This window comes from Streptomyces sp. NPDC111606, assembly GCF_055656945.1.
On the sequence record NZ_JBVKBY010000009.1, the window covers coordinates 394,879 to 415,229 of the forward strand.

The 20,351-nt window shown below is 70.1% G+C and carries 20 protein-coding genes; 4 read left to right on the forward strand and 16 right to left on the reverse strand.

Annotation, left to right across the window (positions count from 1 at the left end; all coding sequences use genetic code 11):
• Nucleotide 1: 1 nt before the first annotated feature.
• From argC to ACZ7M7_RS30875, 4 genes are read right to left on the reverse strand one after another with little or no spacing between them, the layout of a single operon-like run.
• Nucleotides 2–1,024, reverse strand: coding sequence for an N-acetyl-gamma-glutamyl-phosphate reductase (gene argC / locus ACZ7M7_RS30860; protein WP_383598291.1), 1,023 nt, complete (start codon nucleotides 1,022–1,024; stop codon nucleotides 2–4).
• Nucleotides 1,021–1,188, reverse strand: coding sequence for a lysine biosynthesis protein LysW (gene lysW, locus ACZ7M7_RS30865; protein ID WP_369269311.1), 168 nt, complete (start codon nucleotides 1,186–1,188; stop codon nucleotides 1,021–1,023). The genes argC and lysW overlap by 4 nt, the downstream gene beginning before the upstream one ends.
• A gap of 27 nt (nucleotides 1,189–1,215) precedes the next feature.
• A complete protein-coding gene (locus tag ACZ7M7_RS30870; protein WP_472122394.1) occupies nucleotides 1,216–2,271 on the reverse strand; it encodes a BtrH N-terminal domain-containing protein in 1,056 nt (351 codons plus the stop codon).
• Nucleotides 2,261–2,836, reverse strand: coding sequence for a hypothetical protein (locus ACZ7M7_RS30875; RefSeq protein ID WP_383626174.1), 576 nt, complete (start codon nucleotides 2,834–2,836; stop codon nucleotides 2,261–2,263). Before ACZ7M7_RS30875 ends, ACZ7M7_RS30870 begins: the two co-directional genes overlap by 11 nt.
• A gap of 6 nt (nucleotides 2,837–2,842) precedes the next feature.
• Here ACZ7M7_RS30875 and ACZ7M7_RS30880 point away from each other — a divergent pair, with 6 nt between their 5' ends.
• The gene (locus ACZ7M7_RS30880) at nucleotides 2,843–3,679 is read left to right on the forward strand and encodes a GNAT family N-acetyltransferase (protein ID WP_472122397.1); all 837 of its coding nucleotides are present in this window, start codon (nucleotides 2,843–2,845) and stop codon (nucleotides 3,677–3,679) included.
• A gap of 5 nt (nucleotides 3,680–3,684) precedes the next feature.
• Here the strand turns inward: ACZ7M7_RS30880 and ACZ7M7_RS30885 are convergent, their stop codons facing one another.
• The 11 genes from ACZ7M7_RS30885 to ACZ7M7_RS30935 form a co-directional block, all read right to left on the reverse strand.
• Nucleotides 3,685–4,677 carry a transketolase family protein gene (locus ACZ7M7_RS30885; protein WP_383598304.1) on the reverse strand — a complete coding sequence of 331 codons (993 nt, stop codon included), beginning with the start codon at nucleotides 4,675–4,677 and terminating at the stop codon, nucleotides 3,685–3,687.
• Nucleotides 4,674–5,525: a transketolase gene (locus tag ACZ7M7_RS30890; protein WP_472122400.1), complete on the reverse strand. Its 852-nt coding sequence runs from the start codon at nucleotides 5,523–5,525 to the stop codon at nucleotides 4,674–4,676. Before ACZ7M7_RS30890 ends, ACZ7M7_RS30885 begins: the two co-directional genes overlap by 4 nt.
• Nucleotides 5,522–6,829, reverse strand: a complete 1,308-nt coding sequence (locus ACZ7M7_RS30895) for a DegT/DnrJ/EryC1/StrS family aminotransferase (protein WP_451166338.1) — start codon at nucleotides 6,827–6,829, stop codon at nucleotides 5,522–5,524. Before ACZ7M7_RS30895 ends, ACZ7M7_RS30890 begins: the two co-directional genes overlap by 4 nt.
• The gene (locus tag ACZ7M7_RS30900) at nucleotides 6,826–7,161 is read right to left on the reverse strand and encodes a hypothetical protein (protein WP_383626187.1); all 336 of its coding nucleotides are present in this window, start codon (nucleotides 7,159–7,161) and stop codon (nucleotides 6,826–6,828) included. Before ACZ7M7_RS30900 ends, ACZ7M7_RS30895 begins: the two co-directional genes overlap by 4 nt.
• Entirely contained in the window at nucleotides 7,158–8,039 is an 882-nt protein-coding gene (locus ACZ7M7_RS30905; protein ID WP_383598317.1) for a RimK family alpha-L-glutamate ligase, read from the reverse strand. Before ACZ7M7_RS30905 ends, ACZ7M7_RS30900 begins: the two co-directional genes overlap by 4 nt.
• The gene (locus ACZ7M7_RS30910) at nucleotides 7,966–9,138 is read right to left on the reverse strand and encodes a M20/M25/M40 family metallo-hydrolase (protein ID WP_472122404.1); all 1,173 of its coding nucleotides are present in this window, start codon (nucleotides 9,136–9,138) and stop codon (nucleotides 7,966–7,968) included. Before ACZ7M7_RS30910 ends, ACZ7M7_RS30905 begins: the two co-directional genes overlap by 74 nt.
• Nucleotides 9,135–9,878, reverse strand: a complete 744-nt coding sequence (locus tag ACZ7M7_RS30915) for a 2OG-Fe dioxygenase family protein (RefSeq protein ID WP_383626191.1) — start codon at nucleotides 9,876–9,878, stop codon at nucleotides 9,135–9,137. Before ACZ7M7_RS30915 ends, ACZ7M7_RS30910 begins: the two co-directional genes overlap by 4 nt.
• Nucleotides 9,879–10,112: 234 nt before the next feature.
• Nucleotides 10,113–13,049, reverse strand: a complete 2,937-nt coding sequence (locus ACZ7M7_RS30920) for a helix-turn-helix transcriptional regulator (RefSeq protein ID WP_472122497.1) — start codon at nucleotides 13,047–13,049, stop codon at nucleotides 10,113–10,115.
• Between the two features lie 61 nt (nucleotides 13,050–13,110).
• Nucleotides 13,111–13,290 carry an MbtH family protein gene (locus tag ACZ7M7_RS30925; RefSeq protein ID WP_383599709.1) on the reverse strand — a complete coding sequence of 60 codons (180 nt, stop codon included), beginning with the start codon at nucleotides 13,288–13,290 and terminating at the stop codon, nucleotides 13,111–13,113.
• A 424-nt stretch (nucleotides 13,291–13,714) separates the two neighbouring features.
• A complete protein-coding gene (locus ACZ7M7_RS30930; RefSeq protein ID WP_472122406.1) occupies nucleotides 13,715–14,107 on the reverse strand; it encodes a VOC family protein in 393 nt (130 codons plus the stop codon).
• 98 nt (nucleotides 14,108–14,205) lie between these two features.
• Nucleotides 14,206–15,072 carry a GNAT family N-acetyltransferase gene (locus ACZ7M7_RS30935; protein ID WP_472122408.1) on the reverse strand — a complete coding sequence of 289 codons (867 nt, stop codon included), beginning with the start codon at nucleotides 15,070–15,072 and terminating at the stop codon, nucleotides 14,206–14,208.
• Between the two features lie 136 nt (nucleotides 15,073–15,208).
• On the opposite strand from ACZ7M7_RS30935, the gene ACZ7M7_RS30940 reads away from it, so the two are divergent.
• Nucleotides 15,209–15,637: a VOC family protein gene (locus ACZ7M7_RS30940; protein WP_472122411.1), complete on the forward strand. Its 429-nt coding sequence runs from the start codon at nucleotides 15,209–15,211 to the stop codon at nucleotides 15,635–15,637.
• Nucleotides 15,638–15,716: 79 nt separating this feature from the next.
• On the opposite strand, the gene ACZ7M7_RS30945 is transcribed toward ACZ7M7_RS30940, so the two are convergent.
• Complete coding sequence (locus ACZ7M7_RS30945) at nucleotides 15,717–16,955, reverse strand: NlpC/P60 family protein (RefSeq protein WP_472122414.1); 1,239 nt, start codon at nucleotides 16,953–16,955, stop codon at nucleotides 15,717–15,719.
• A 255-nt stretch (nucleotides 16,956–17,210) separates the two neighbouring features.
• On the opposite strand from ACZ7M7_RS30945, the gene ACZ7M7_RS30950 reads away from it, so the two are divergent.
• Together ACZ7M7_RS30950 and ACZ7M7_RS30955 are read left to right on the forward strand one after the other, a co-directional pair.
• On the forward strand, nucleotides 17,211–17,585 hold the full coding sequence (locus tag ACZ7M7_RS30950) for a hypothetical protein (protein ID WP_427842608.1): 375 nt from the start codon (nucleotides 17,211–17,213) through the stop codon (nucleotides 17,583–17,585).
• A gap of 244 nt (nucleotides 17,586–17,829) precedes the next feature.
• Nucleotides 17,830–20,295 carry a CHAT domain-containing protein gene (locus tag ACZ7M7_RS30955; RefSeq protein WP_472122417.1) on the forward strand — a complete coding sequence of 822 codons (2,466 nt, stop codon included), beginning with the start codon at nucleotides 17,830–17,832 and terminating at the stop codon, nucleotides 20,293–20,295.
• Nucleotides 20,296–20,351 lie beyond the last annotated feature (56 nt).

Below are 20,351 nucleotides of genomic sequence, written 5' to 3' on the forward strand. Positions count from 1 at the left end.
CTCATGCCGGGTGCAGTCCGGGGAAGTCGAGCCCGAGCGACTCGTCCCAGCCCATCCGGATGTTCAGGCACTGAACGGCGTTACCGGCGCCGCCCTTGACCAGGTTGTCGAGTGCGCCGACCAGGAGCAGTTGACCGTCGGCGGGGTCGAGCGCGAAGCCGACGTCGCAGTAGTTGGAGCCGATCAGGATCTTCGGCTCCGGCAGCCGGTAGTTGCCGCGCTTGTAGGTGACGACACGGACGAACGGCTCCGCCGCGTAGGCAGCCCGATATGCGGCTCGGATGTCCGCCTCGGTGAGGTCCCGGCTCGCGGTGGCCCGGCAGAGCACCTGGACTCCGCGGACGGCGTCCACGCCGGTGGCCGTCATCCGCGCGTCCAGGCCCGTCGCCTGCGCGATCTCGGCCTGGTGGCGATGGTTCAGCGGGGCGAACACCCGCAGCACGCCGCTGCGTTCGGCGTGCAGGTTCATCTCACCGGCCGAGGCGCCCGATCCGCTGGAGCCGACCCTGCCGTCCACCGTGACGCGTGGCTCCAGCAGTCCGGCGACGGCCAGCGGCCGCAGGGCCAGGATGGCGGCGGTGGCCATGCAGCCGGGCACGCTGACGGAGTCGGCGGTGCGCAGCGCCGCACGGTCGGCTTCCGGCAGCCCTCGGGTCGCCGTGCCGAGGAGTTCCGGGGCGGGATGCTCGCCGTAGAACTCCCGGTACCGGTCGTGGTCGGTGAGGCGCAGGTCCGGGCTGAGGTCGTAGACGTGTTTGGCCCGGGCCACCAGCGCGTGGCGATGGTCCGTGTCCGTGCCCATCGAGCCGGTGAGGAACAGCACGTCGCACTCGGGCAGTCGCTCCGGAGCGACGTATGTGAGATCGACGCGGCCCCGCAGGTTCGGGTGACTTCCGTCCACCCTGCGGCCGGCCAGCCGGGCCGAGGTGACCGCGGTGATGTCCACCTCCGGGTGTCCGGAGAGGATACGGAGCAGTTCTCCTCCGATATAGCCGGCGCCGCCGACGACCCCGACGCTGATCACTCGCCCCAGTCCTCCTCGACCTCCGGCGCCACGGCGACGAGCAGCGGGTCGAGGGAAATGACTTCGAGTTCACCCGCGCAATCACCGCATTCGATGATTTCGTTGAGCTCGGGCTTTTCCTTGACTTCCACGTCCGAGACACATTCAGGGCAGGCCACGATCATTTATTTCCTCCACCCATGGGAACGCATTCAACACCTAGAGGCTGTCGAAAGCGGGGGCTCGGGGACAGTAGGGGAAACCCCTGACAGGTAGTCCGCCATGGCTTCCAGTGCGTGTTCGTGAGCGGCGACGAGCCGGGTCGAGCGGCGCCGCAGGCCCGCCACGGCGCCGGCCCGGTCGGAGCGTGCGGTGGCGACCGCGATCCGCAGCGCCGACCAGTGGTGCGCGACCGCGTCGACGAGCCGGGAGAGCTCCAGCAGACGACTGTCGCCGAAGCGCCGTCCGGACAGCTCCAGGAAGGAGGCGTGCAGACCGGTCACCGCGAGGACGGGTCCGGCCACGATGAACACCTCGTCCACCACCTCCGCGGTGTCCGGCAGCCGCTCCCAGGCGCCGGTCAGGAAGTCGTCCAGACCGGCCAGCCCCGACGTCCGCGGATCGTCCGGGGCGGTGAGGCCGCGCAGGTTCCCGGCGATCACCCGGTGGACGAAGGCGGGGTCGAACTCCGGGGGCGAGGACGGGAAGTCCACCTGCAGCCAGCGGTTGCCGATCGGATTGGCGGTGAAGAACATGTCGCGGTCGTGCCGCGCCGGATTCCCGGAGTCGCGGGCGGCGGTGAGGGCATCCAGTGGGATCGTCCCCTGGAAGGCCGGCGGCACCGGGTCGGCCACCAGGACCTCGGCCCGTTCGTCGTCGAAGCCGTGGACCACCAGCAGGTGGTTGGTGTGTACGTCCCGGTACGCGGGCCGGAACGGCAGGTGGTAGTTGTCCGCGGCCACGGCGACGGCGCGGCCCGCGATCAGCTCGGCGCGTACCTCCTGCCAGCCCTGCGCGGGGTCCGCCGGAGTGTGCCAGCGCGAGCGGATCCCGTGGTAGGGCGCCAGACCGCTGAACAGCGAGTCGGCGAACCCGGGCAGGTAGTACTCCTCCCTCCGCAGATCGCCCGGGTAGTGGAACCCCCAGGCGGCACCGAGCACGACCACGGGGTCCATGCCGCGCTGGGCGATCAGCACCCCGGCGGTGGTGTGCAGGCAGTGGCCGAGTTCGTGCCGCCAGTGGCGGACCTTGTCCAGTTCAACCCGCACGGCGCACCTCCGTGTCCGTCACCGCGGTGAGGGCGAACACATGCATGGCGGGGTTGTCCGGCAGGCGCAGTGCGACGAGCTCCCCCGGCACGGTCACCGGGATGCGCTGCTGCCAGATGACGGGCCGATGCCCCTGCTGGGTGTGCCGGGGGTAGCGCAGGCCCTTCGCGCGGAACGCCTCCGGTTCGCCGAACCAGGCCTCGGTTTCGGGCCAGAAGTCCGACATCCGCAGCCACTCGGTGCGTGTCGCACCGTCGGCGTAGTGCAGCTCCACCTCGTCCTCGGTGCGCCGTTCGGCGGCGCCGAGGAGGTAGAACCAGTCGTAGGGGCCCGGCGGCAGGCTGATCAGCTGCCCACGGCAGCGGATGTTGTCGCCTTTGCCGGTCGCTCGCGGCGGGAACTCGAATTCCACTCCGGCGACCGTCACCGAGGATCCCGGAGCGGGAAGGTCCTCGGCAGGGAACGTGTTGCGCCAGATATTGAAGCCGTATTCGTCGCCGGCGCCGGACTTTCCGATACCGAGATTGTCACAGACAGCCGATACATCTATGACGGTGCTTATCATTTGGGGATGCACGTGAACCTCATAAGTTCCGTTCCGGGAAAACTGGCCGAATCGGTGTCCCGGGTCGTCAGGGCCGCCTATTCCGCGGGCGATCTCGTGCCCGGTCTGCCGACCGCCGACGGGGCGCGGGTCCACACCGGCGAACTCCTGGACGATCTCGCCGCCGGACAACTGCTCTGGGTGGCCGAGCTCTCGGGCCGGGTGGTGGGCACCGTGCGGGCCGTACGCAGCTCCCCCCAGGTCTGGGAGGTGCGGCGGCTGGCCGTCTCCCCTTCCTGTCGGCGTACCGGGGCGGCACGCAGGCTGCTGCGGCAGCTGGAGGCGGAGGCACTGGCGCGCGGGGTGTCCCGGGTGGCACTCGACGCCGTGGTGGAGCGGGGCAACCCGGCGTTCTACGCCCGCGTCGGCTACCGCACCGTGCGGCACTTCCCGGCCGGCGACAAACCCCTGTCCGAGGTACGGATGGAGCGCGATCCGCGTGCGGAGCCGACGCCGGTCGCGCACGACGCCGCTCCGGCCGGCCCCGGCCTGCTGCTCGACTGGCGGACGGCGCCCGGCGGAACGGTCTGCCGTCCCCGGCTGCTGTCCGGCGACGAAGTACCGGCCGCCGGGACCGTCAGTTCGCTCGGAGCCGACTTCTGGCCGTCCGCCGGTGCCGCCCAACTCTCCCTCGTACACGACACCCTGGTACGGGAGGGCGGGTCGACGGGGGACGGCGAGGTGTTCTTCGACCGGCCGGCGTCCCAGGTCGCCGCGTTCCGCACACCGCGGCAGGCGCACCCCGAGCTGCTGGCCTGGTGGCGCAGTCCGCTCGCGCGCCACCAGGCCGCGATCGGGCGATGACCGGGTCACCCCCGCCGCCTGACGATGTCGCCGGCTGCCTCCGCGATCCGCTCCGGGCTCACTCCCGCGTGCTCCAGCAGGCTCCGCTCGCCGGCGACGAAGTCGAGGTAGGCGTCCGGCACTCCGATGCGACGCACGGGGCACGGATGGTCCTCCGCGACGGCCTCGCACACGGCGGCCCCCAGCCCGCCGATCCGCACGTGGTCCTCCACAGTGACCAGTCCCCCGGTCTCCCGGGCCGCGCGCCCCAGCGCCGCCACATCGAGCGGCTTGATCGTGTGCATGTTCAACACCCGGGCACTGCACCCTTGTCGGGCCAGCAGATCAGCGGCTTCCAGGGCCATCACCACGGGGTACGGACCGGTGGCGACCAGGGTGACGTCCTCGCCCTCCCGCAGCAGCCGTGCCTCGCCCACCCTGAACTCGTACGGCTCCGTGTTGACCATGGGGGTGCGGGCCCGGCCGAGCCGGAGGAACAGCGGGCCCGGCAGATCTGCCGTGGCCCGTACTGCGGCCTCGGTCTCGGCCGCGTCGCACGGAACGACGAGGGTCATGTGGGGCAGTGGCCGTATCAGCGCGATGTCCTCAAGGGCGTGATGCGTGGGGCCGTAGTGTCCGGCGGACACCCCGGCATGCGTCACGACGATGCGGACCGGCAGGTTGTTGCCCGCCACGTCGATCTTCACCTGCTCGGCCGCCCTGCTCGCGGCGAAGCTGGAGATGGTGTTGGCGTACGGCAGCAGCCCGGAGTGGGCCAGTCCCGCGGACACCCCCATCAGGTTCGCCTCGGCGATGCCCACGTTGACGTACTGGTCGGGCAGTTCCTGCCCGAAGCCGTCCTCCAGACCTCCCATGTCGGAGTCGACGCAGAAGATCCGCGGATCGAGGCGTGCCATGTCGAGCAGGGTGCGCCGGTAGGCCTCCCGGGTGGGCACGGCATGGTGCTGGGCCCACTCCGACGGAGCCTCCGTGGGGACGTCGGTGATCACTTCGCTCATGACTGCCTGCCTGCCCTCAGACCCGCCTTCGCCCGCTGGTACAGCCTCGGTGTGAGCTGGACGGAGTGACTCTTCTTCTTTCCTTCGAACAGGGCGACACCGCGCCCCTTGACCGTGCGGGCGACTACCACGGTCGGACGGTCCGTCACCGCGGGCAGGGCCCGGAACACCTCGCGCAACGCGGCGTGGTCGTGTCCGTCCACCTCGACGGCGTGCCAGCCGAAGCTGCGCCATCGCTCGGCCAGCGGCTCCAGCGCGACGCAGTCCTCGGTGTCCCCGGTGATCTGCAGGCCGTTGCGGTCCACCACCGCGACCAGATTGTCGAGCCGGTACTGGGCGGCCAGCATCGCCGCCTCCCACACGGAACCTTCCTGCAGTTCACCGTCGCCCAGCAGCACGAAGGCGCGGCTGTCGCGCCCGAGCCGGCGCATCGCCAGCGCGACACCGGCACCGAGCGACAGCCCGTGCCCGAGCGATCCGGTGGGGAACTCCACCCCTGGCAGCCTGCCCAGGGGGTGACCCGCCAGGCGGCTGCCCTGCTTGGTGTACGTCTCCAGCTCCTCGGGCTCGATGACGCCGGTCTCGGCGAGCACGGCGTACAGGGCGGGCGCGGCGTGTCCCTTGCTGAGCACGAACCTGTCCCGGCCGGGCCAGTCGGGCTCGTCCGGCCGCAGCCGCAGCACCTCCGTGTACAGGTGCACGAGTACGTCGGTGCAGGAGAGGCTGCCGCCGATGTGGGCACCGTGCTCTGATGCGCCCATGCGGAGCACGTGCTCCCGCACCCGGTAGGCGCGGTCGGCCAGAGCCTGGTCGGCGACGACGGCGGTCCCCGGCGTTTCGGCGCTCACCGGACCGCTCCGCTCATCACCCGGTGCCACGGCGGCCGGTGGTCCATCGCGGCGGCCGCGGGGGCCAGTTGGTCCAGCCGGTCCCACACCTTCTCGAATGCGCGCACGACGAGATCGAGCACCGGCTCGCAGCGCGGGTTCAGATGCCAGCGCTGCAGGGTGACCGAGTCGTCGATCACGGCCAGGCTGACCTCGTAGGCGGTGATCGGCACCCCCAGGTCACGGAAGGCGGGCTGCCCCGGCAGCGGGACCACCTGATAGGGCTGCACCGGCACTCCCTCGGCACGCAGCGCCCGCTGCACCGTGGCACGGAACGCGCCGGGCGGCAGCTCGGGGTAGCCCGCGGCGACCGGATCGAAGCGCAGCCGCAGGATGTGCCAGGCGTGCGTGCGGTCCTCCGGGCAGGTCGGCACCGTCACTCCGGGCAGCCGGCCAAGCCTGCCGAGAAAGCGCCGCACCACCCGGTCACGAGCGGCCGAGTCGGCGTCCAGGCGGGTCAGTTGGCACCGGGTGAAGGCGGCCTGCACCGCGCTCAGCTTCTCGTTGCCGGCCGGCAGGCGCGAGATGTAGTCGCGGTCCTTGCCGGGCCGCAGGTCCTCGCCGAACTGCCGGTGCAGCACCACCCGTTCGTACAGTGTCTCGTCGTCGGTGGTCACCAGGCCGCCCTCGCCGCAGGTCGGCAGGTTCTTCACCACGTTCAGGCTCACGGCGTTGATGTCGCCGATGGAGCCGGTCCGCCGCCCGCGGTGGACGGCTCCCTGGGACTGGGCCGCGTCCTCGACCAGATGCAGGCCATGGCGCTCGGCCAGCGCGCGCAGCGCGGCCATGTCGCACGGCAGTCCGTGCAGGTGCACGGCGATGATGGCCCTGGTCCGGCCGGTCACCGCCTTCTCCGCCGCGATCGGGTCCATGGTGTACGTGACCGGGTCGATGTCGACGAACACCGGTACGAGTCGACGCTGCAGGACCGGCACCGCGCTGCCGATGAACGTCAGGGCGGGCACCAGGACTTCCGAACCCGGCTCGATGTCCAGGGCCGCCAGGGCGAGTTCGAGGGCCGCGGTGCCGTTGGCGACCGCGGCACAGTGCGCGGTGCCGACGTATCGCGCCCACTCCTCCTGGAGTGCGCTGACCTCACCGCGCCCGGCGTCGTTGGAGGTGAACAGGCCCCGGTCCAGGACGCCGCGCAGCGCCTCGTGTTCCCGGTCCGTCACCACGGGCCAGCCGACCAGTTCCTTGGTCACGTCCTGTTTGCCGACCACGCGGCTGCCGCCGAACATGGCCAGCTTGACTGCATCGGTCATGCCCTCGCCTCCCCCTTCTCGGTGCTGTGCCGCGAGACGACCGCGGCCATCGTGCGGACGGTGAGGGCCGGTTCGACCGGGAGCCGTACGGCCCGAAGTGCCTGCCTGCGGGGTACCGGCAGCCAGACCCGGGCGGGCCCGGCCTGCGGGAGCACGAAGTGCTCGGGGTCGACGCCGCTGTCGTAGTGCAGCCACGCCGTCCCGTCGGTGACGGACGGCGTCGGCGGGCTCATGTCGATGCGCAGCCAGTCGTAGCGTCCCTCGGGCACCTCGACGAGTTGCCCGGCGCAGGGCAACGGCCCCTGGAGAGGGACCGGAACGAGCCGGTTCACCGGCCGCCCCACAGCTTCAGCTGGCCCATGACGTAGTCGACGTAGGCGCCCACCAGGTCGACGTCGAGGACCTCGAGGGCCCCGTGGAACTCCGGCGTGTGGTTGACCTCGTTGACGAAGAGGCGGCCGTCGCGATCCTCGATCACATCCACGCCCAGGACACCCTCGCCGATCGCGTTGGCCGTGTCCTGCAGCACCTTGACCAGGTCGTCGGTGAGGGGACAAACCTCGGCCCGGCCGCCGCGCGCGGTGTTGGTGCGCCAGTGGTCGTGCCGCACCTTGTAGATCGCACCGACGACCTCGCCACCGAACACATAGGCCTTGATGTCCCGGTCGGGCTTGTCGACGTACTGCTGGACGAAGGTGATCTGGTGCTGCGGCCCGGACAGCGCGGCCCGGTGCTCCAGGAGCGCCTCGGCCTGTTCGTGGTCGTGCATCCGCGCGGCCAGCCTCCCCCAGGACCCGGTGAGCGGCTTGACCACCGCCGGGTATCCGAAGTCGTCCAGCTCGTCGAGCACGGCTTCCGGTGTCAGTCCCGCCAGGGCACGGATCGTGGGCAGCCCGCCCTCGCGCAGCGCAAGCGTGGTGAGCAGCTTGTCACCGCACAGACCGATGATCTGCGAGCTGTTGACGACCGGGACTCCGCCGTGCTCCAGGAGCCGGCAGGCGTAGAGATTCCTGGTGTGGGAGATCTCCCTGCTCAGCGCTCCCCCGTACGGCAGGCGCAGCGGCTCCCCGTTGTCCAGCCGCACGAAGAACTTCCGTGCGTCGATCTGGTCGAAGTCGATGTCCCGCTTGCGCAGCTCAGCGAGAAGCAGCCGCTCCTCCAGTCGCACTCTCGAGGTGAGGACGGCCAGCTTCTTGGGTTCTGCAGTCACTGTCTGACGCTCCCTTTCCCGTCTGCGCGGCGTCATGGTGACCCGGAGCAGAGCGCAGCGAATCGACGAGCCGTGGCAACGCATCGGTCAGCACGTCGATGGCAGCCAGGTACTCGGGTATCTCGATGTGTTCGTCGTCGCTGTGACACAGCCGGGAGTTGCCGGGCCCGTAGGCGGCCGTCGGCACCGGCCAGTACTGCGCGACCACGTTCCAGTCCGAGGTGCCGAGCTTGAGCTTGGGCACCGGACGTGCGCCCCTGCTCGACAGTGCCGCGCCCAGGGCCCGCACCACGGGATTCGTGCGGGAGGCACGCACGGCCGGCACCTCCTCGATCACGGTGACCCGGCTGCCGGGCACCGCCCCGAGCCAGGACGTCAGGGCGGGGGCGTCGAAGCCGAGCGGGGTACGGCAGGAGATTTCGAGCTGGGCCCGCTCCAGGTCCGCGGTCATCCCCACGATGGTGGGCAGGGCGCGGTCGAACAGCGGTGCGTCCTGGCGCTCCGGGGCGAGTTCCGTACGCAGGGTCTGCCAGAAGGCGAACGCCGCCTCGGCCGCGGTCGGTTGGTCGGAGCTGGTGTGGGCCGGCGGCTGGGTGAACTCCATCCGGAACCGGAAGACGCCCTTGTAGCCGATCCCGATGGAGTGCACCCCGCTGGGTTCGCCGATGATGAGGGCGTCGGGGGCACTGCGGTGCAGGAGGTGCCGGGCGCCGTGCGAGGTGGCCTCCTCCCCGACCGCGCCGATCACGACCAGGCGTCCCTGGATTCGGTCCGCCAGCCGGGCCGCGGCACAGATCATGGTGGCCAGCGAGCCCTTGGCATCGACCGAGCCCCGGCCGGTGAGCACGTCACCGTCCAGTCGCACCGGCAGCGTGCCCGGGACCGTGTCGATGTGGCCGAGCATCAGGACCTCGGGGCCGCTCGGATCGCCGACCTCACCATGCACGTTGCCGACCGCGTCGACGTGTGTGTCGAAGCCGACCGCCGCCATCCGCTCGGTGAGCAGGCCGGCCAACTCGCATTCCTGGCCCGAGAACGACGGGACTGCCACCATCGAGCTCAGCAGCTCGATCTCGTCCGCGCCGGCCGGCCGTGTCATGCGTCGCTGCCGAGGGGGTTGATGTCGACGAGCAGCATGTCCCGGATTCCCGTCTCGCCCACCGCCACGGTCGGCGAGACCTCATGGGTGACGAGCCGGTCGTCGACGAAGATCGAGTCCATGGGCTCGGTCAGGGTGAGCCGCACCGCCTCCCCGCTGTCCGGGTACACCGTGGACTCGCCGCCCACACAATCCTCGCGGCGGACCAGGTGCATGCCGATGTAGCAGTGTCCGTCCCGGTGCCGTCCCTCGGGTGTCGGCAGGCCCTGTTCCCCGGCGTGGGCCACCATACGGATCAGGTGGATCCCCACTTCCCAGCTCCGTCGCCCCGTGATGCTGCGCGCCAGGTCGGTGTCGAAGCCCACCAGGGCGGTCATCGCCGGGTGCAGCAGGGCCTCTTCCCCGGCGGGTGCGAACTCGCGGTCCGCGCCCTTCCACAGCGGGATCCCGTCCTGCCGGAAGGTCTTGTGCGGCAGGACCTCGAACTCGGCTCCGTCGTCACCGATCTCGACACGCAGTCGGCCGTATCGGCGGTGGCGGTACCGTCCGCCGTCGTGCAGGGTCGTGTCGAGCGGAAGGTCGGACCAGAACCGGGCGAACGCGGTGAGCTCGCTCTCCGGCAGCAGCGGGCGCAACTGGGCGCCCGGCAGTATCACGAAGCCTTCCTGGACCGTTTCCTCCGCGAGCCCCTTCATCCGCTCCTCCATGAAGTCGCTCGCGGCCGTGCCGAAGGCCCCCATACGTCCCTCCGTGGTTCGAAACCTGTTGTGATGCCGAGCCCGTTGCGGGTCGTGACGGCCACCAGAGTCTTCGACCACCCTGGCATCACCGGGGCTGCGGGACCTGTCGGTCATTACCCTGACTGTCACCCGGGGCAGGAGGAGGAGTCGTGGGCGGATACCGCAAAGTCCCTGGGTACGGGCATGACTGCGGCGGATGCCGACACAGGGTGCCTGCATCCGCCACAGGGTCTTTCAGCGGGCGGCAGCCGTCCGTCGAGGCCGCGCGATCACCGAGGAACGGCCGACCATGCTCGCGATCTCGGCACGCGACGAGACGTTGAGCTTGGTGAAGATCCTGCCCAGATGCGTCTCCACGGTCTTGTGACTGACCTCGAGCTGACGGGCGATCTGCCGATTCGTCCGGCCCTGGCTGACCAGCCGTGCGATCTCGAACTCCCGCTGGCTGAGCATGTACTGCTCCGCCGGAGGCTGCGCCGTCGCCACGGTGGCGGCGTGCAACTCTGCGCGCAGTTCCCGCACCCGGGGCGCGAGGTCGAGCGCCGCGTAGCCGGCGACCGCCGCCTCGGCGGCGTCTAGATGCTTCTCGGCCCCGGCGGGGGCGCCGAGGGCCAGCAGAGCCTGGGATGCCAGCAGATGCCCCGTCCCGGCCTCCAGGACCTGCTCGTTCGCCGTTCCCGCGTCGATGGCCTCCAAGGCGTGGGCCAGGACCTCGGCCGGGTCGTCGGCCACCCGGGCCCGCGCCATCGCGACCGGACCTGCCCCGCCCGGAAGGCCCAGCTTCTCGGCCGCCGCCTGGTGACGGTCCACCCAGGCACGCGCTTCGGCCCTGCGGCCCAGGGCGAGTTCCGAGCGGCCCATCAGGTCGTGGGCGCGCGGGTGGTCCCACATCGGGAGTTCGGGCAGCGTCGGGCCGCCCCCGGCGTCCAGGACGGCTGCCAGGCAACCCGCCGGGTCGTCGTTCGCGAGCCGGGCGGCAGCCTGCGCCAGCCGGGCCTGGCGCCATGTGGGGCTGTCCGGGGTCACCGCTTCGCAGGCGGCCCGGCTGTCGGCCAGGGAGTTCAGAACGGCCCCCTCCGCGAGTGCCGTCCGCGCGCGCAGGGTCAGTGCCATCGCGAGCAGGTCTTCGCAGCCGGGGCTCTGTGCCAGCCGGATCGCCTGCTCGGCATGGCTCCGGGCACTCTCGAGGTGCCGTTGCCGCAGGTGGACGGAGCCCAGACCGACGAGCAGCGGGATCGTCGACTGCCACTGGCCGTAGGCCTTGCTGAGGGCGAGGCCACGGCCGAAGCGCCGGGCGGCCTGTGCGCGGCGTTCGAGATGCAGTTCGACGAAGCCGAGGTGCCACACCGCGTCGAGTCCGTGCGCCAACTGGTCGTCGGTCTGCCGCTCGATCAGCTGCGCCGCCTCGTTGGCACTGCGCCGCGAGACCGCGGAAGCACCCTTGGCGAGGGCGGCCGTGGCGTGGATGGCGAGTGCGAGCGACTGCAACATCTGGTCGCCGCTGCCGACGGCTCCGAGCAGAGCGTCTTCGGACCAGTCCCAACCCGTGTCCCAGACGGTGGTGGCCGCCAGGGCCAGCCGCAGCCGCGTGGAGCCGACCGTGCCGTCGCTGCGGTTCACCGCCCGGTGCAGCATGGCGCGTGCCTCGGTGTACCGGCCGGCGTACCGGGCGAGGACGGCGCGGCACTCGATCGCCATGGCCGCGTCGGCGCTGGCGTCCGCCTTGCCCTCGACCAGCGCGTCGCGTCGGCTCAGCGCCTCCCAGCCATCGCTGAGGCGTCCGGTCAGCACGGCGCCGCGGGCCAGCGCGGTGAGCAGTTCACGTCGTCGCTCACGGTGCTCGGATCCATCGCCGGTCAGCCGCAACGCCGTGCGGTACCAGGCAGCGGCGGTGTCCGGGTCACTCAGCTCGATGGCACGGGCCGCGGCGATCAGTGCCGCACCGCGCTCCGGCCCTTCGCCACCGACGCGTTCGACATGCTCGGCGATGCGGACGGCCGGCTGGTTGCGGCTGTGCAGCGCGTCGATGGCGCGAGCGTGCGCACCGAGCCGCCAGCCGTCCGGCGCGGTGCGGTAGACGACGCCGCGGACGACGGAGTGGCGGAAGCCGAATCGGCCGGGCACCGACGCCGCCTGGATCAGGTCCCGTGCCAGTAGTTCGTCGAGGGCGACCAGTACGGTCGGGTGGTCCAGCTCCGCGACCGCGGAGGCCACTTCGAGTTCGAAGCTGTCGCCCACCACCGCCGCCGACTGCGCCACGAGCCGGGCCGTGGCGGAGAGCCGATCAAGGTCCATCAGCATCGGGGCGGCGACCTCGACGGGGATCTGCGCGTCGGTCCTGAGCAAGGACTCGCCACGGCAGTCGGGTCCCTGGCAGAGCGACATCAGGAGCTGCAGATAGCGCGGATTGCCGCCGCTCTCCTGATGCAGCGTCATCTGATGGCGGCCGCACAGGCGTTCCGGGATGAGCTCGCCTACCGCTTCACCGCTGAGTCCGGTGAGCGGGAGTTCCTCGATGTGCCATTGCGACTGCGCGGCGCCGAGCGCGGCGAGCAGCCGGTTGGCGATTCCCCGGGGCCGGTACGCCAGCACGACGAGGAGATCCGTGCGTGGCGGGTGACGGAGCAACTGCTCCAGGGCGATGTTGATCTGGTGCGTCGCATCGTGCACGTCGTCGACGAGCAGCACCAGCCCGCCGGGCCCCGCGAGGTCGTGCAGCGCCGGGAGCGAGCCGAGTCCGTCGAATGGGCCGTGCTGGCGCTCGGCGGCGGTGCTGGGCACCACGGTCACGTCCGGGATCTCCGCCGCGATGTCCAGGAACTCCGTCAGCAGCCGGGTTTTCCCCACGCCTGCTTCTCCCGGAATCTTGATGAGACCGGGCCGACCCTGCCGATTGTGGAGGGCTTTCGCAAGAGTGGTCAACTCTTCCTGCCGCCCGGTGAAACATGTGCCGTTCAATGTGCCGGACAAAACTGATCCCCCGTTACCAATGATTGGTTCGGTTTTCCCTCTTCTGGCCATGAGGTTGTTGAACCGCGCACAAATAGCCGACCACGCGTCTGGGGAAGCATGGGCGGCATCGGCCTCCCTCGGACGGGAGGCGGCGGTCATCCTTGGAATCAAGAAAACACGGGGCTTGAGCCGCGGCCCGCTACGGGACCGCGGCTCCATCCCCAAGGGCCGTTCCCCTGGACGGAAACGGCGACACGAGATGCGAGATGCGCGCCGATTCCTACTCGGCCATCGCGTTGCGCAGACTCAGCGGGCGCATGTCGGTCCACACCTCTTCGACGTGGGCCAGGCACTCCTGCTTCGTGCCCGTGACGCCGACCTCCCGCCAGCCGTCCGGCAGGTCACGGCCCACTGGCCAGATGGAGTACTGCTCCTCGTCGTTGACCACCACGGTGTACATGATCTCGTTGCCTGCCTCTGTCACGACATCTCCCCGTTTGGCAATTGATCGATCCGCGCAAACGCGACAGTTCGGCAGCAGGCAAGTGGTTTCACCTGTGCGCACATCGCGTTCAGGTCAGCACATGGGGGCCACAGTAAGGACATCCCAAAGGATGCGCCATTACTTTCTCGGGAGAAATGCGTCGCTGTTCGGCCACGCATATTCGACGCGAAAGAGGACCGAGCGGAATCACGAACCCGGGGGTACACCACCCAGTCACCTCGCGCAACGTTCCCCAAGAGCTGGTCAGGCCCCGCCGGTGACGCCGTCTTAGATCCTGAGATAGGTGAGCACTCGTTGTCAACATCAAGCGCGGAACAGCGAGTTCAGGCCATTTCCGCGGCATTGGCCTCTGCCGTGCCCAGGGTCACCATAACGAGGACTACGAGGACATTGGGGGCAGCGCGGCCCGTTCGGATTCAGCCAGGAGGATGCAGAACTCGTTGCCCTCCGGGTCGGCGAGTACGACCCATCCCCAGCCGTTGGGCTTGCGGTGGTCGGCGACAAGGGCGGCTCCCAGGGCCAGCAGTCGCTCCACCTCCGCGTCCCGCGAGGTCTCGGGGCGCAGGCACAGATGGAGCCGGTTCTTGCCCGCCTTCGGCTCCGGTACCTCGTTGAAATGCAGGGCCAGACCGCCCGGCAGCATGATCTCCGTCTCGTCGTCGCCCGGTTCGTCCTCGGCATCGAGGGGATGCCCGGTCACCTCGCTCCAGAACCGGGCCAGTTGGTACGCGTTTGCACAGTCCACCGTCATGTTCGTCACTGTTGCAACCATGCGGGTGATCCTCTCCGAGGGATGGGACGGACGCCACCGGACGTGCCGAATCGACGTGATGTCGCGGGCCGGTTGGCGGACTTCGGAAAAAGCGGCGGTCAGGGTGCGAGACCGAGGACCTCGTGCCCCGCACCCCGCAGGGCCGCACATGCCTCGCGCCGGAGTGACCTCGGCACCAGCACCAGGTCCGCATGGTAGGTGGAGGCCACGAAGACCGGCACGGCCGCACCGGCGAGGGGACTCACGACCGCGGCCAGGAGCCCCGGTACGTCCAGGCCGTGACCGGCATCGGCGTCGTACAGGCCGATCCAGCGTTCGACCTCCGGAGTGCTCGGGTCCGCCTCCTTGATCACAGTGAGTCCCTCCGGCGCCCGCACCATCGCATGCCAGGTCCGGTCCGACAGCTCCCCGCGATCGGCGCGGAGTTCCAGCGCGAAGACCGGCTCGAGAATCCTCAGGCGGAGCGTGACGCCGCCACCAGATGTGCCGTCCGACGGTCCGATGCGGTGCTGGGGGCGCGCGGCGAGGTCGAGCTCGACGGTTGACGTCTCAGGCGCCGGCACGAATCCGAGCCGTTCATGGAGCATCGCGTGGCCGGCGCCGACAGCCGCGTCGGCCCGGACCACGCGGCGGCCCTGAGCCCGTGCGGCAGCGAAGAACATCTCGTACAGCACCGTCGCCACGCCCCGCCGGCGTACTCGGGGAGCCACGGCGACCTGGTGGACGTACACCGCGCGCCGGTCGCTCTGCGAGAAGGAACCGATCAGGAACCCCGCGAGTTCACCGCCCGCGTTCTCGGCCGCAAAGCAGGTGGCCAGGAAATCCTCGAAGAGGGGCCTCGGCAACGGCACCTCATACCTTGCGTCGTCCGGCCCGCGCCAGGTATCGAGCGCGGAGAGCACCTGCGTGTAGTCCTCGGCACGGGCAGGGCGGACGGTCAGATCTTGGGGGAGTTCTCTGGTCACCAGCCGAACATGCCGGTACGTGATGCCGCTCCGACAGTCGGGAACTTCCCTGGCGAAACCCACCGGGTGGTGCGTGTGCGGGGCCCGTGCCGCCGGCCCGGCGGGGCGACGGAGGTCTCCTTGCTAGGGTGCGCCGATGTCGTCGATCAAGCAGTTCCAGGTCACCTTTGACTGCGCGGAACCTGAGCGTGTCGCTCGCTTCTGGTGCGAGGTGCTGGGGTACGTCCTGCCGAAGCCGCCGGAGGGGTTCGCCACTTGGAACGATTTCAACCGCTCGCTGCCTCCTGAGGATCAGGGTGCATGGGCCGCCTGCAGTGATCCCTCAGGTGTCGGCCCGCGACTGTTCTTTCAGCGCGTTCCCGAAGGCAAGGTCGTCAAGAATCGGGTCCATCTCGACGTGCGGGTCGGCACCGGGCTCGTGGGCGAAGAACGCCTCGCCGCGCTCGAGGCCGAGTGCGCACGCCTGATCCCGCTCGGCGCGGTACGCGTGCGACTCCTCTATGACGGCAACGACTCGTGCATCGTCATGCAGGACGTCGAGGGCAACGAGTTCTGCATCGACTGAGCGTCCTGCGGGACGGCGAAGTGGGGACCCTTCCTCCTTGTGGGCTGCCTCGGAACCGGCCGGACCGGCCGTCGGTGGGTCAGAACCAGCCGGTGCATTCGATGGCGCCGCCCGGGCCGTTGGTGCCGCAGGCTCGCATGACCAGGCCGGCGTCGTTCCACTGGGTGGTGTACGCGTCGTTGCCCGAGGTGATGGTGGTGAAGCCGAGCATCGAGTCCCAGGTCTCGCCCCCGTCGGCACTGCGGTCGACCCAGATCTCGTCGCCGACCGTGCCGCCGACGATGCGGCCCCAGGCGCACTGGGTGGTGCTGCTGTAGCGCAGCTCCACGGTGCGGCCGAAGACGGTGGTCGACTTGGCCGTCCAGGCGCCCGCGGAGTTGGGCTCCGTACCGTCGCCGCAGGACGTGTTGTTCTCCGCGCCGGCCAGCGTGCCGCCGATCTCCGGGTATTCACCGCAGGACGGCACATCCTCGAGCACGGCCGGACCCTGTACGAAGAGGTTGCTGATCCAGCTGTGGTAGTCCGGCAGGAACGACCAGACGTTGTTCACCATGCCGTCGACCGTGGCCTGCTCGCCCACCCGCTGGCACAGCACCCGCACCTTCACGGAGATGCCGTTGCCGTTGGTGAAGTTGATACCGCTGCCCGTGTTCGAGTTCTGCCGCAGGTTGGGTTGGCCCCAGGTCTTGTGGAACCCGCCGCGGCCGTCCCAGGACCAGACCGCCGGCGCGACGTCGGCGTGCGGGCGGAAAGCACCCTGGAAGCGATCCCAGCGGGCACTGATGTCGTTGACCTGGATGTCCGAGCCCGACTGAGGTGCCTCGACCATCCTGCCGTTGCCGAGGTAGAGCGCGACGTGCGTCGGGCCGAAGCCCTCACGGCCGAAGTACATGATGTCGCCGGGCCGCAGGACGGCCGAGCCTTGCGACTTCAGGAACTTGGTGTGCGCGTACCCCGGCGCCGCGAAGGTCGCCTGTGTCGTGCGCTCGGTGATGAGGTCCCGGCCGGTCGCCTTGTACCAGGCCCAGCGCACCAGGCCGATGCAGTCGAAGCTCCACAGCTCCGGGTCCGCGTACGACGCGGGGTCCGTGCGGTCGACCATGCCCTGACTCGGGCCGGGCACTCCCTGTGCGTGACCGCCACCCCAGGCGTACTGCTGACCGACGTACCGGCACGCGACCTCGACGGCCGCCTGCGCCGCCGCGCTCGCACCGGACTGGAGCGGCGCACATCCCGGGACTGCGGCCGCCGGAGTGGCCGAGACGGCAGGCAGGCCGAGACTCATCACCGTGACGATCGCGGCCACGAGGAGCCGCACCCGACGGCCCCATGACCGTTCTCCCCACCCCGTACTTCCAGACCCTGTTCTTCCGGTTCTTCCGGCTTCCCGGACTCTGCGCACTCGGTTGATCACGGGACTCCCCCTGGGCTCGGTGGTCTCCCGCGAACGTACGGATTGCGTCGACCCGCCGGTCCCTGTCATCTGTCAGGATGCGACCCGCCTGCCTGCTCCCTACGGTTTCCAGCGATCGGACGCACACCCAACAGCCCTACAGGAGAGGCAGAAACCCCTATGCGCAGCATGCTGAGACGCGCCGCCGCCCTGGCCTTCGCGACGGCCACCACGGCCCTGATCGCAACAGGTACCGCTCAGGCCAAGCCGGCCGCCGACTGGGCCGGTTGCCCGTACGGCGCCGTCTGTGTCTACCCGCAGAACCAGAACCCGGCCGTGTCGCCCAGCCACATCTACTGGACCTACGGCGCGCACAACCTGAACAACCAGTACGGCAACCACTGGGTGCTGAACAACCAGTACGACAGCGCGGTTGTCGAGCTGTGCCTCAGCTACAACGCGAACGACTGCACGTCCTCGATCGCGGCGGGCCATGGTGAGTACCGAGACCTGTCGCCCATCAACTCGCTCCACCTGAGGCCGCATTACAACTAGGTCCGCCTTCAAGGACCAGTTGGTCACGTTTGCCGATTCCGTCACTCTCGTCTCCCTCCGTCCGTAAGCTCAGCTTCCTGGGCCCAGGCAGACCGTGGGCGGGGCCGGGGGGCGGGGGGCGGGGGGCGTCGTGACGCACGTTGGCAGGGGTCAGGAGACATCCACCGAGAAGCAGCCGACTCGCTTCTCGTGGAGAGGATTCGTCGGTGCGGGGGTGTTCTCGTACCTCGTCTCCCGTGCCGTCATGGGCGGTTCGTGGTACCCGCCGGTCGTGTTCCTGCTCGCGGTCGTCGTCGTGTTCGCGGTGCGGCACGGCCGACAGGGGCCGATGGTCGGCGTCAAGGAGGTCCGCCGCGAGGCCGTGCACCTGAAGCCGTTGACCGATCGGCTGAAGCGGGCGATGGAACTGGGCGAGGCAGGAGATCTTGCCGCCGCCGTCGAACTGATCGACTCCGTCGCCGCGCATCCGGCCACGGAGCGGCTGCCGCTGGTGGCGGCGAACGTGGCCATGCTGCGCAGCGACATCGCGGTGGCGCAGGGCGACCTGCAAACCGCCGAACGGGAGGCTGTCACCGCGGTCCGCCACCACGAGCAGGGCACGAACCGCTCCACCTGGTCCGAGGCGCTGGAGAAACTCGGCAGGATCCAGCTCACGTTGGGGCGGAACGACGACGCCCAGCGCTCCCTGACGCAGGCTTTGGAGGTCGGCGGGGGATTCATGTACCGGCTCAGCCGGGTCCGCGTGGAGCTCTACCTCACCAACATCGCCCTCGACGCCGACGACATCCCCCGCGCCCTCGAACACGCCACGGTCGCACGGAAGTTGGCCGCCAAGTGGCGTTGCAGACCGCAGCAGGCGAGCGCGTGCGACATGCTCGCCATCCTGGCCCTCGCGGAGAACCGCACCGAGGACGCCGCTCGGTTGACGGCCGAGGCCGCACGAGTCCTGGGGCACGACGACTGCGCCCTGCCCCATCGCGTCCGCCACCTGATCGCCACCGCCCTTGTCGCGCACGCACAGGGCAACGACCAGGAGGCGCTCGCCGCTTACCTGGCCATGATGCGCGGCGTCGCCGAACTACGCGCCGGCTGGGGCTGGCGCGACGCGCAAACCTTCTACGTCGACCTCTACAGCGAACACGAGTTCAGTGCATACGCCACCGCCCACACCCTGCACCTGAACGGCGACCAACAGGCCGTGGATGCCTTCGCGTTGCTCCTGGAACTCGGCAACCGGACCGCCCTGCGCCGCATGCTCCGCGGCGAACTGATCCTGCGGACACCTGACGACATCGAGCAGGAAGGCATGGCCGAGATCGTCGGGCTGCTGACCACGCTGGCCGGCGCCGAGGGCACGACCCCACCGGAGGCGGCACGGGCCGCCGAAGTGCAAGCGCCGGCCTCGTCTCCGGGCGCCGGGCAGCAACAGGTGGCGCGGGCGTACGAACGACTGGAGACACTGGTTTCCCTACGGTTTCGGTGGGCGCTGAGCACCGGCGACGAGGGACGGACTGGAGATCCGCGCGCCTACGCGCAGCGCTGGAGCAGCCATGTACTGCAGATTCGGCTCGTCGGCAACGGCCGGACAAACTGCATCGCCGGCCTGTGGACGGACCCGGACGGCACACAGCATCCGTTCCTCCACCCGGTCGAGGGCGCCGCGGGGGTACTGCTCGGCGAGGTCACCGGAGTCCAAGACCTGCGCCCGGGCCCGACGCCTCCGACACAGGCCCAGGTCGTGCCGGACAGCGCAGACGGCGAAACGGAGGGTGTCCGCGCGGAAGCTCCCGACTGGCGGACGACACCACGCTTCCGCCATCTGACCGCCCGCGACAACACCCCCTGGGCGACCCTCGCCCGGCTCCTGCTGCCATCCGGCCTGATGGACCTGCTGCGGAACACCGCCCCCGCAGGCACGGTGCCGAAGGTGCTCGTCGTACCCGACTCACGCCTGTGGCGGGTGCCGTGGGCCGCGCTCAGCGTCGAACCGGACGATCCCGAAGGCTACGTGCTGGACCGTGCGGTCCTGGCCATGCTGCCCAGCCTGTCACTCGCGGAGAGCGCGGCCCCAGGTGGCGACGGGCGAGCAACCGGCGCCGTCGGGAACCGTGCATTCGCCTATCTCGCCGGCGTCAACGCCGAGGGCCTGGACCTCGAACGGAACGCTCTCGACGCTGCGTACGGCACCGAGGTCGTCCATACCCGCACCGCCGCGGAGCTGCTGACTGTGCTCGACCCGGACAGCACCGGTTTCTCGGTAGGCGCTGCCTCCGTACACGGCAACGACAGCCCCGGCCTGGCCCATGCGCTTCGCCTGGACCGGCGCACTCAGCTGTCGGCGGCCCGCATGCTCACCCTGCGTTTCCCGCGGACTCTGCTCATCAACGCCTGCCTGTCCGCCGAACTCGACGAGCGCCGCGGCACCGACCCGCTCGGCATTCCTACGGTCGCCCTGTGCCGCGGCGCCGAGACGGTCATCGGTGGGATCTTTCCGCTGCCGGACGGGAGGGCGAAGAACCCCCGGTACAGCCACCCCACCGCCCGCATCCTGGCCGTCCTCTACCGGCTCCTCGCGGAGGGCGTCCCGCCCTCGACGGCCCTGCGCACCGCCCAGCGGCGGTACCGCGCGGAAGTCGGCCCGGTGCCGCCGCGGCTCTGGGCGGGACTCGTCAGCATCACCACGACGTTCGAAGACCCTCACCGGACCTGAACTTGCGGACGACCGGCACCGCATTGATGAGCGCACCTGCACAGGAAGGACGCACG

Excerpts from the sequence above, each read along its gene's own strand:
- lysW (WP_369269311.1), bottom strand. The coding sequence starts at position 1,188 with ATGATCGTGGCCTGCCCTGAATGTGTCTCGGACGTGGAAGTCAAGGAA.
- ACZ7M7_RS30875 (WP_383626174.1), bottom strand. The coding sequence starts at position 2,836 with ATGATAAGCACCGTCATAGATGTATCGGCTGTCTGTGACAATCTCGGT.
- ACZ7M7_RS30880 (WP_472122397.1), top strand. The coding sequence starts at position 2,843 with ATGCACGTGAACCTCATAAGTTCCGTTCCGGGAAAACTGGCCGAATCG.
- ACZ7M7_RS30885 (WP_383598304.1), bottom strand. The coding sequence starts at position 4,677 with ATGAGCGAAGTGATCACCGACGTCCCCACGGAGGCTCCGTCGGAGTGG.
- ACZ7M7_RS30895 (WP_451166338.1), bottom strand. The coding sequence starts at position 6,829 with ATGACCGATGCAGTCAAGCTGGCCATGTTCGGCGGCAGCCGCGTGGTC.
- ACZ7M7_RS30910 (WP_472122404.1), bottom strand. The coding sequence starts at position 9,138 with ATGACACGGCCGGCCGGCGCGGACGAGATCGAGCTGCTGAGCTCGATG.
- ACZ7M7_RS30915 (WP_383626191.1), bottom strand. The coding sequence starts at position 9,878 with ATGGGGGCCTTCGGCACGGCCGCGAGCGACTTCATGGAGGAGCGGATG.
- ACZ7M7_RS30920 (WP_472122497.1), bottom strand. The coding sequence starts at position 13,049 with ATGGAGCCGCGGTCCCGTAGCGGGCCGCGGCTCAAGCCCCGTGTTTTC.
- ACZ7M7_RS30925 (WP_383599709.1), bottom strand. The coding sequence starts at position 13,290 with ATGTACACCGTGGTGGTCAACGACGAGGAGCAGTACTCCATCTGGCCA.
- ACZ7M7_RS30930 (WP_472122406.1), bottom strand. The coding sequence starts at position 14,107 with ATGGTTGCAACAGTGACGAACATGACGGTGGACTGTGCAAACGCGTAC.
- ACZ7M7_RS30940 (WP_472122411.1), top strand. The coding sequence starts at position 15,209 with ATGTCGTCGATCAAGCAGTTCCAGGTCACCTTTGACTGCGCGGAACCT.
- ACZ7M7_RS30950 (WP_427842608.1), top strand. The coding sequence starts at position 17,211 with ATGCGCAGCATGCTGAGACGCGCCGCCGCCCTGGCCTTCGCGACGGCC.
- ACZ7M7_RS30955 (WP_472122417.1), top strand. The coding sequence starts at position 17,830 with ATGGGCGGTTCGTGGTACCCGCCGGTCGTGTTCCTGCTCGCGGTCGTC.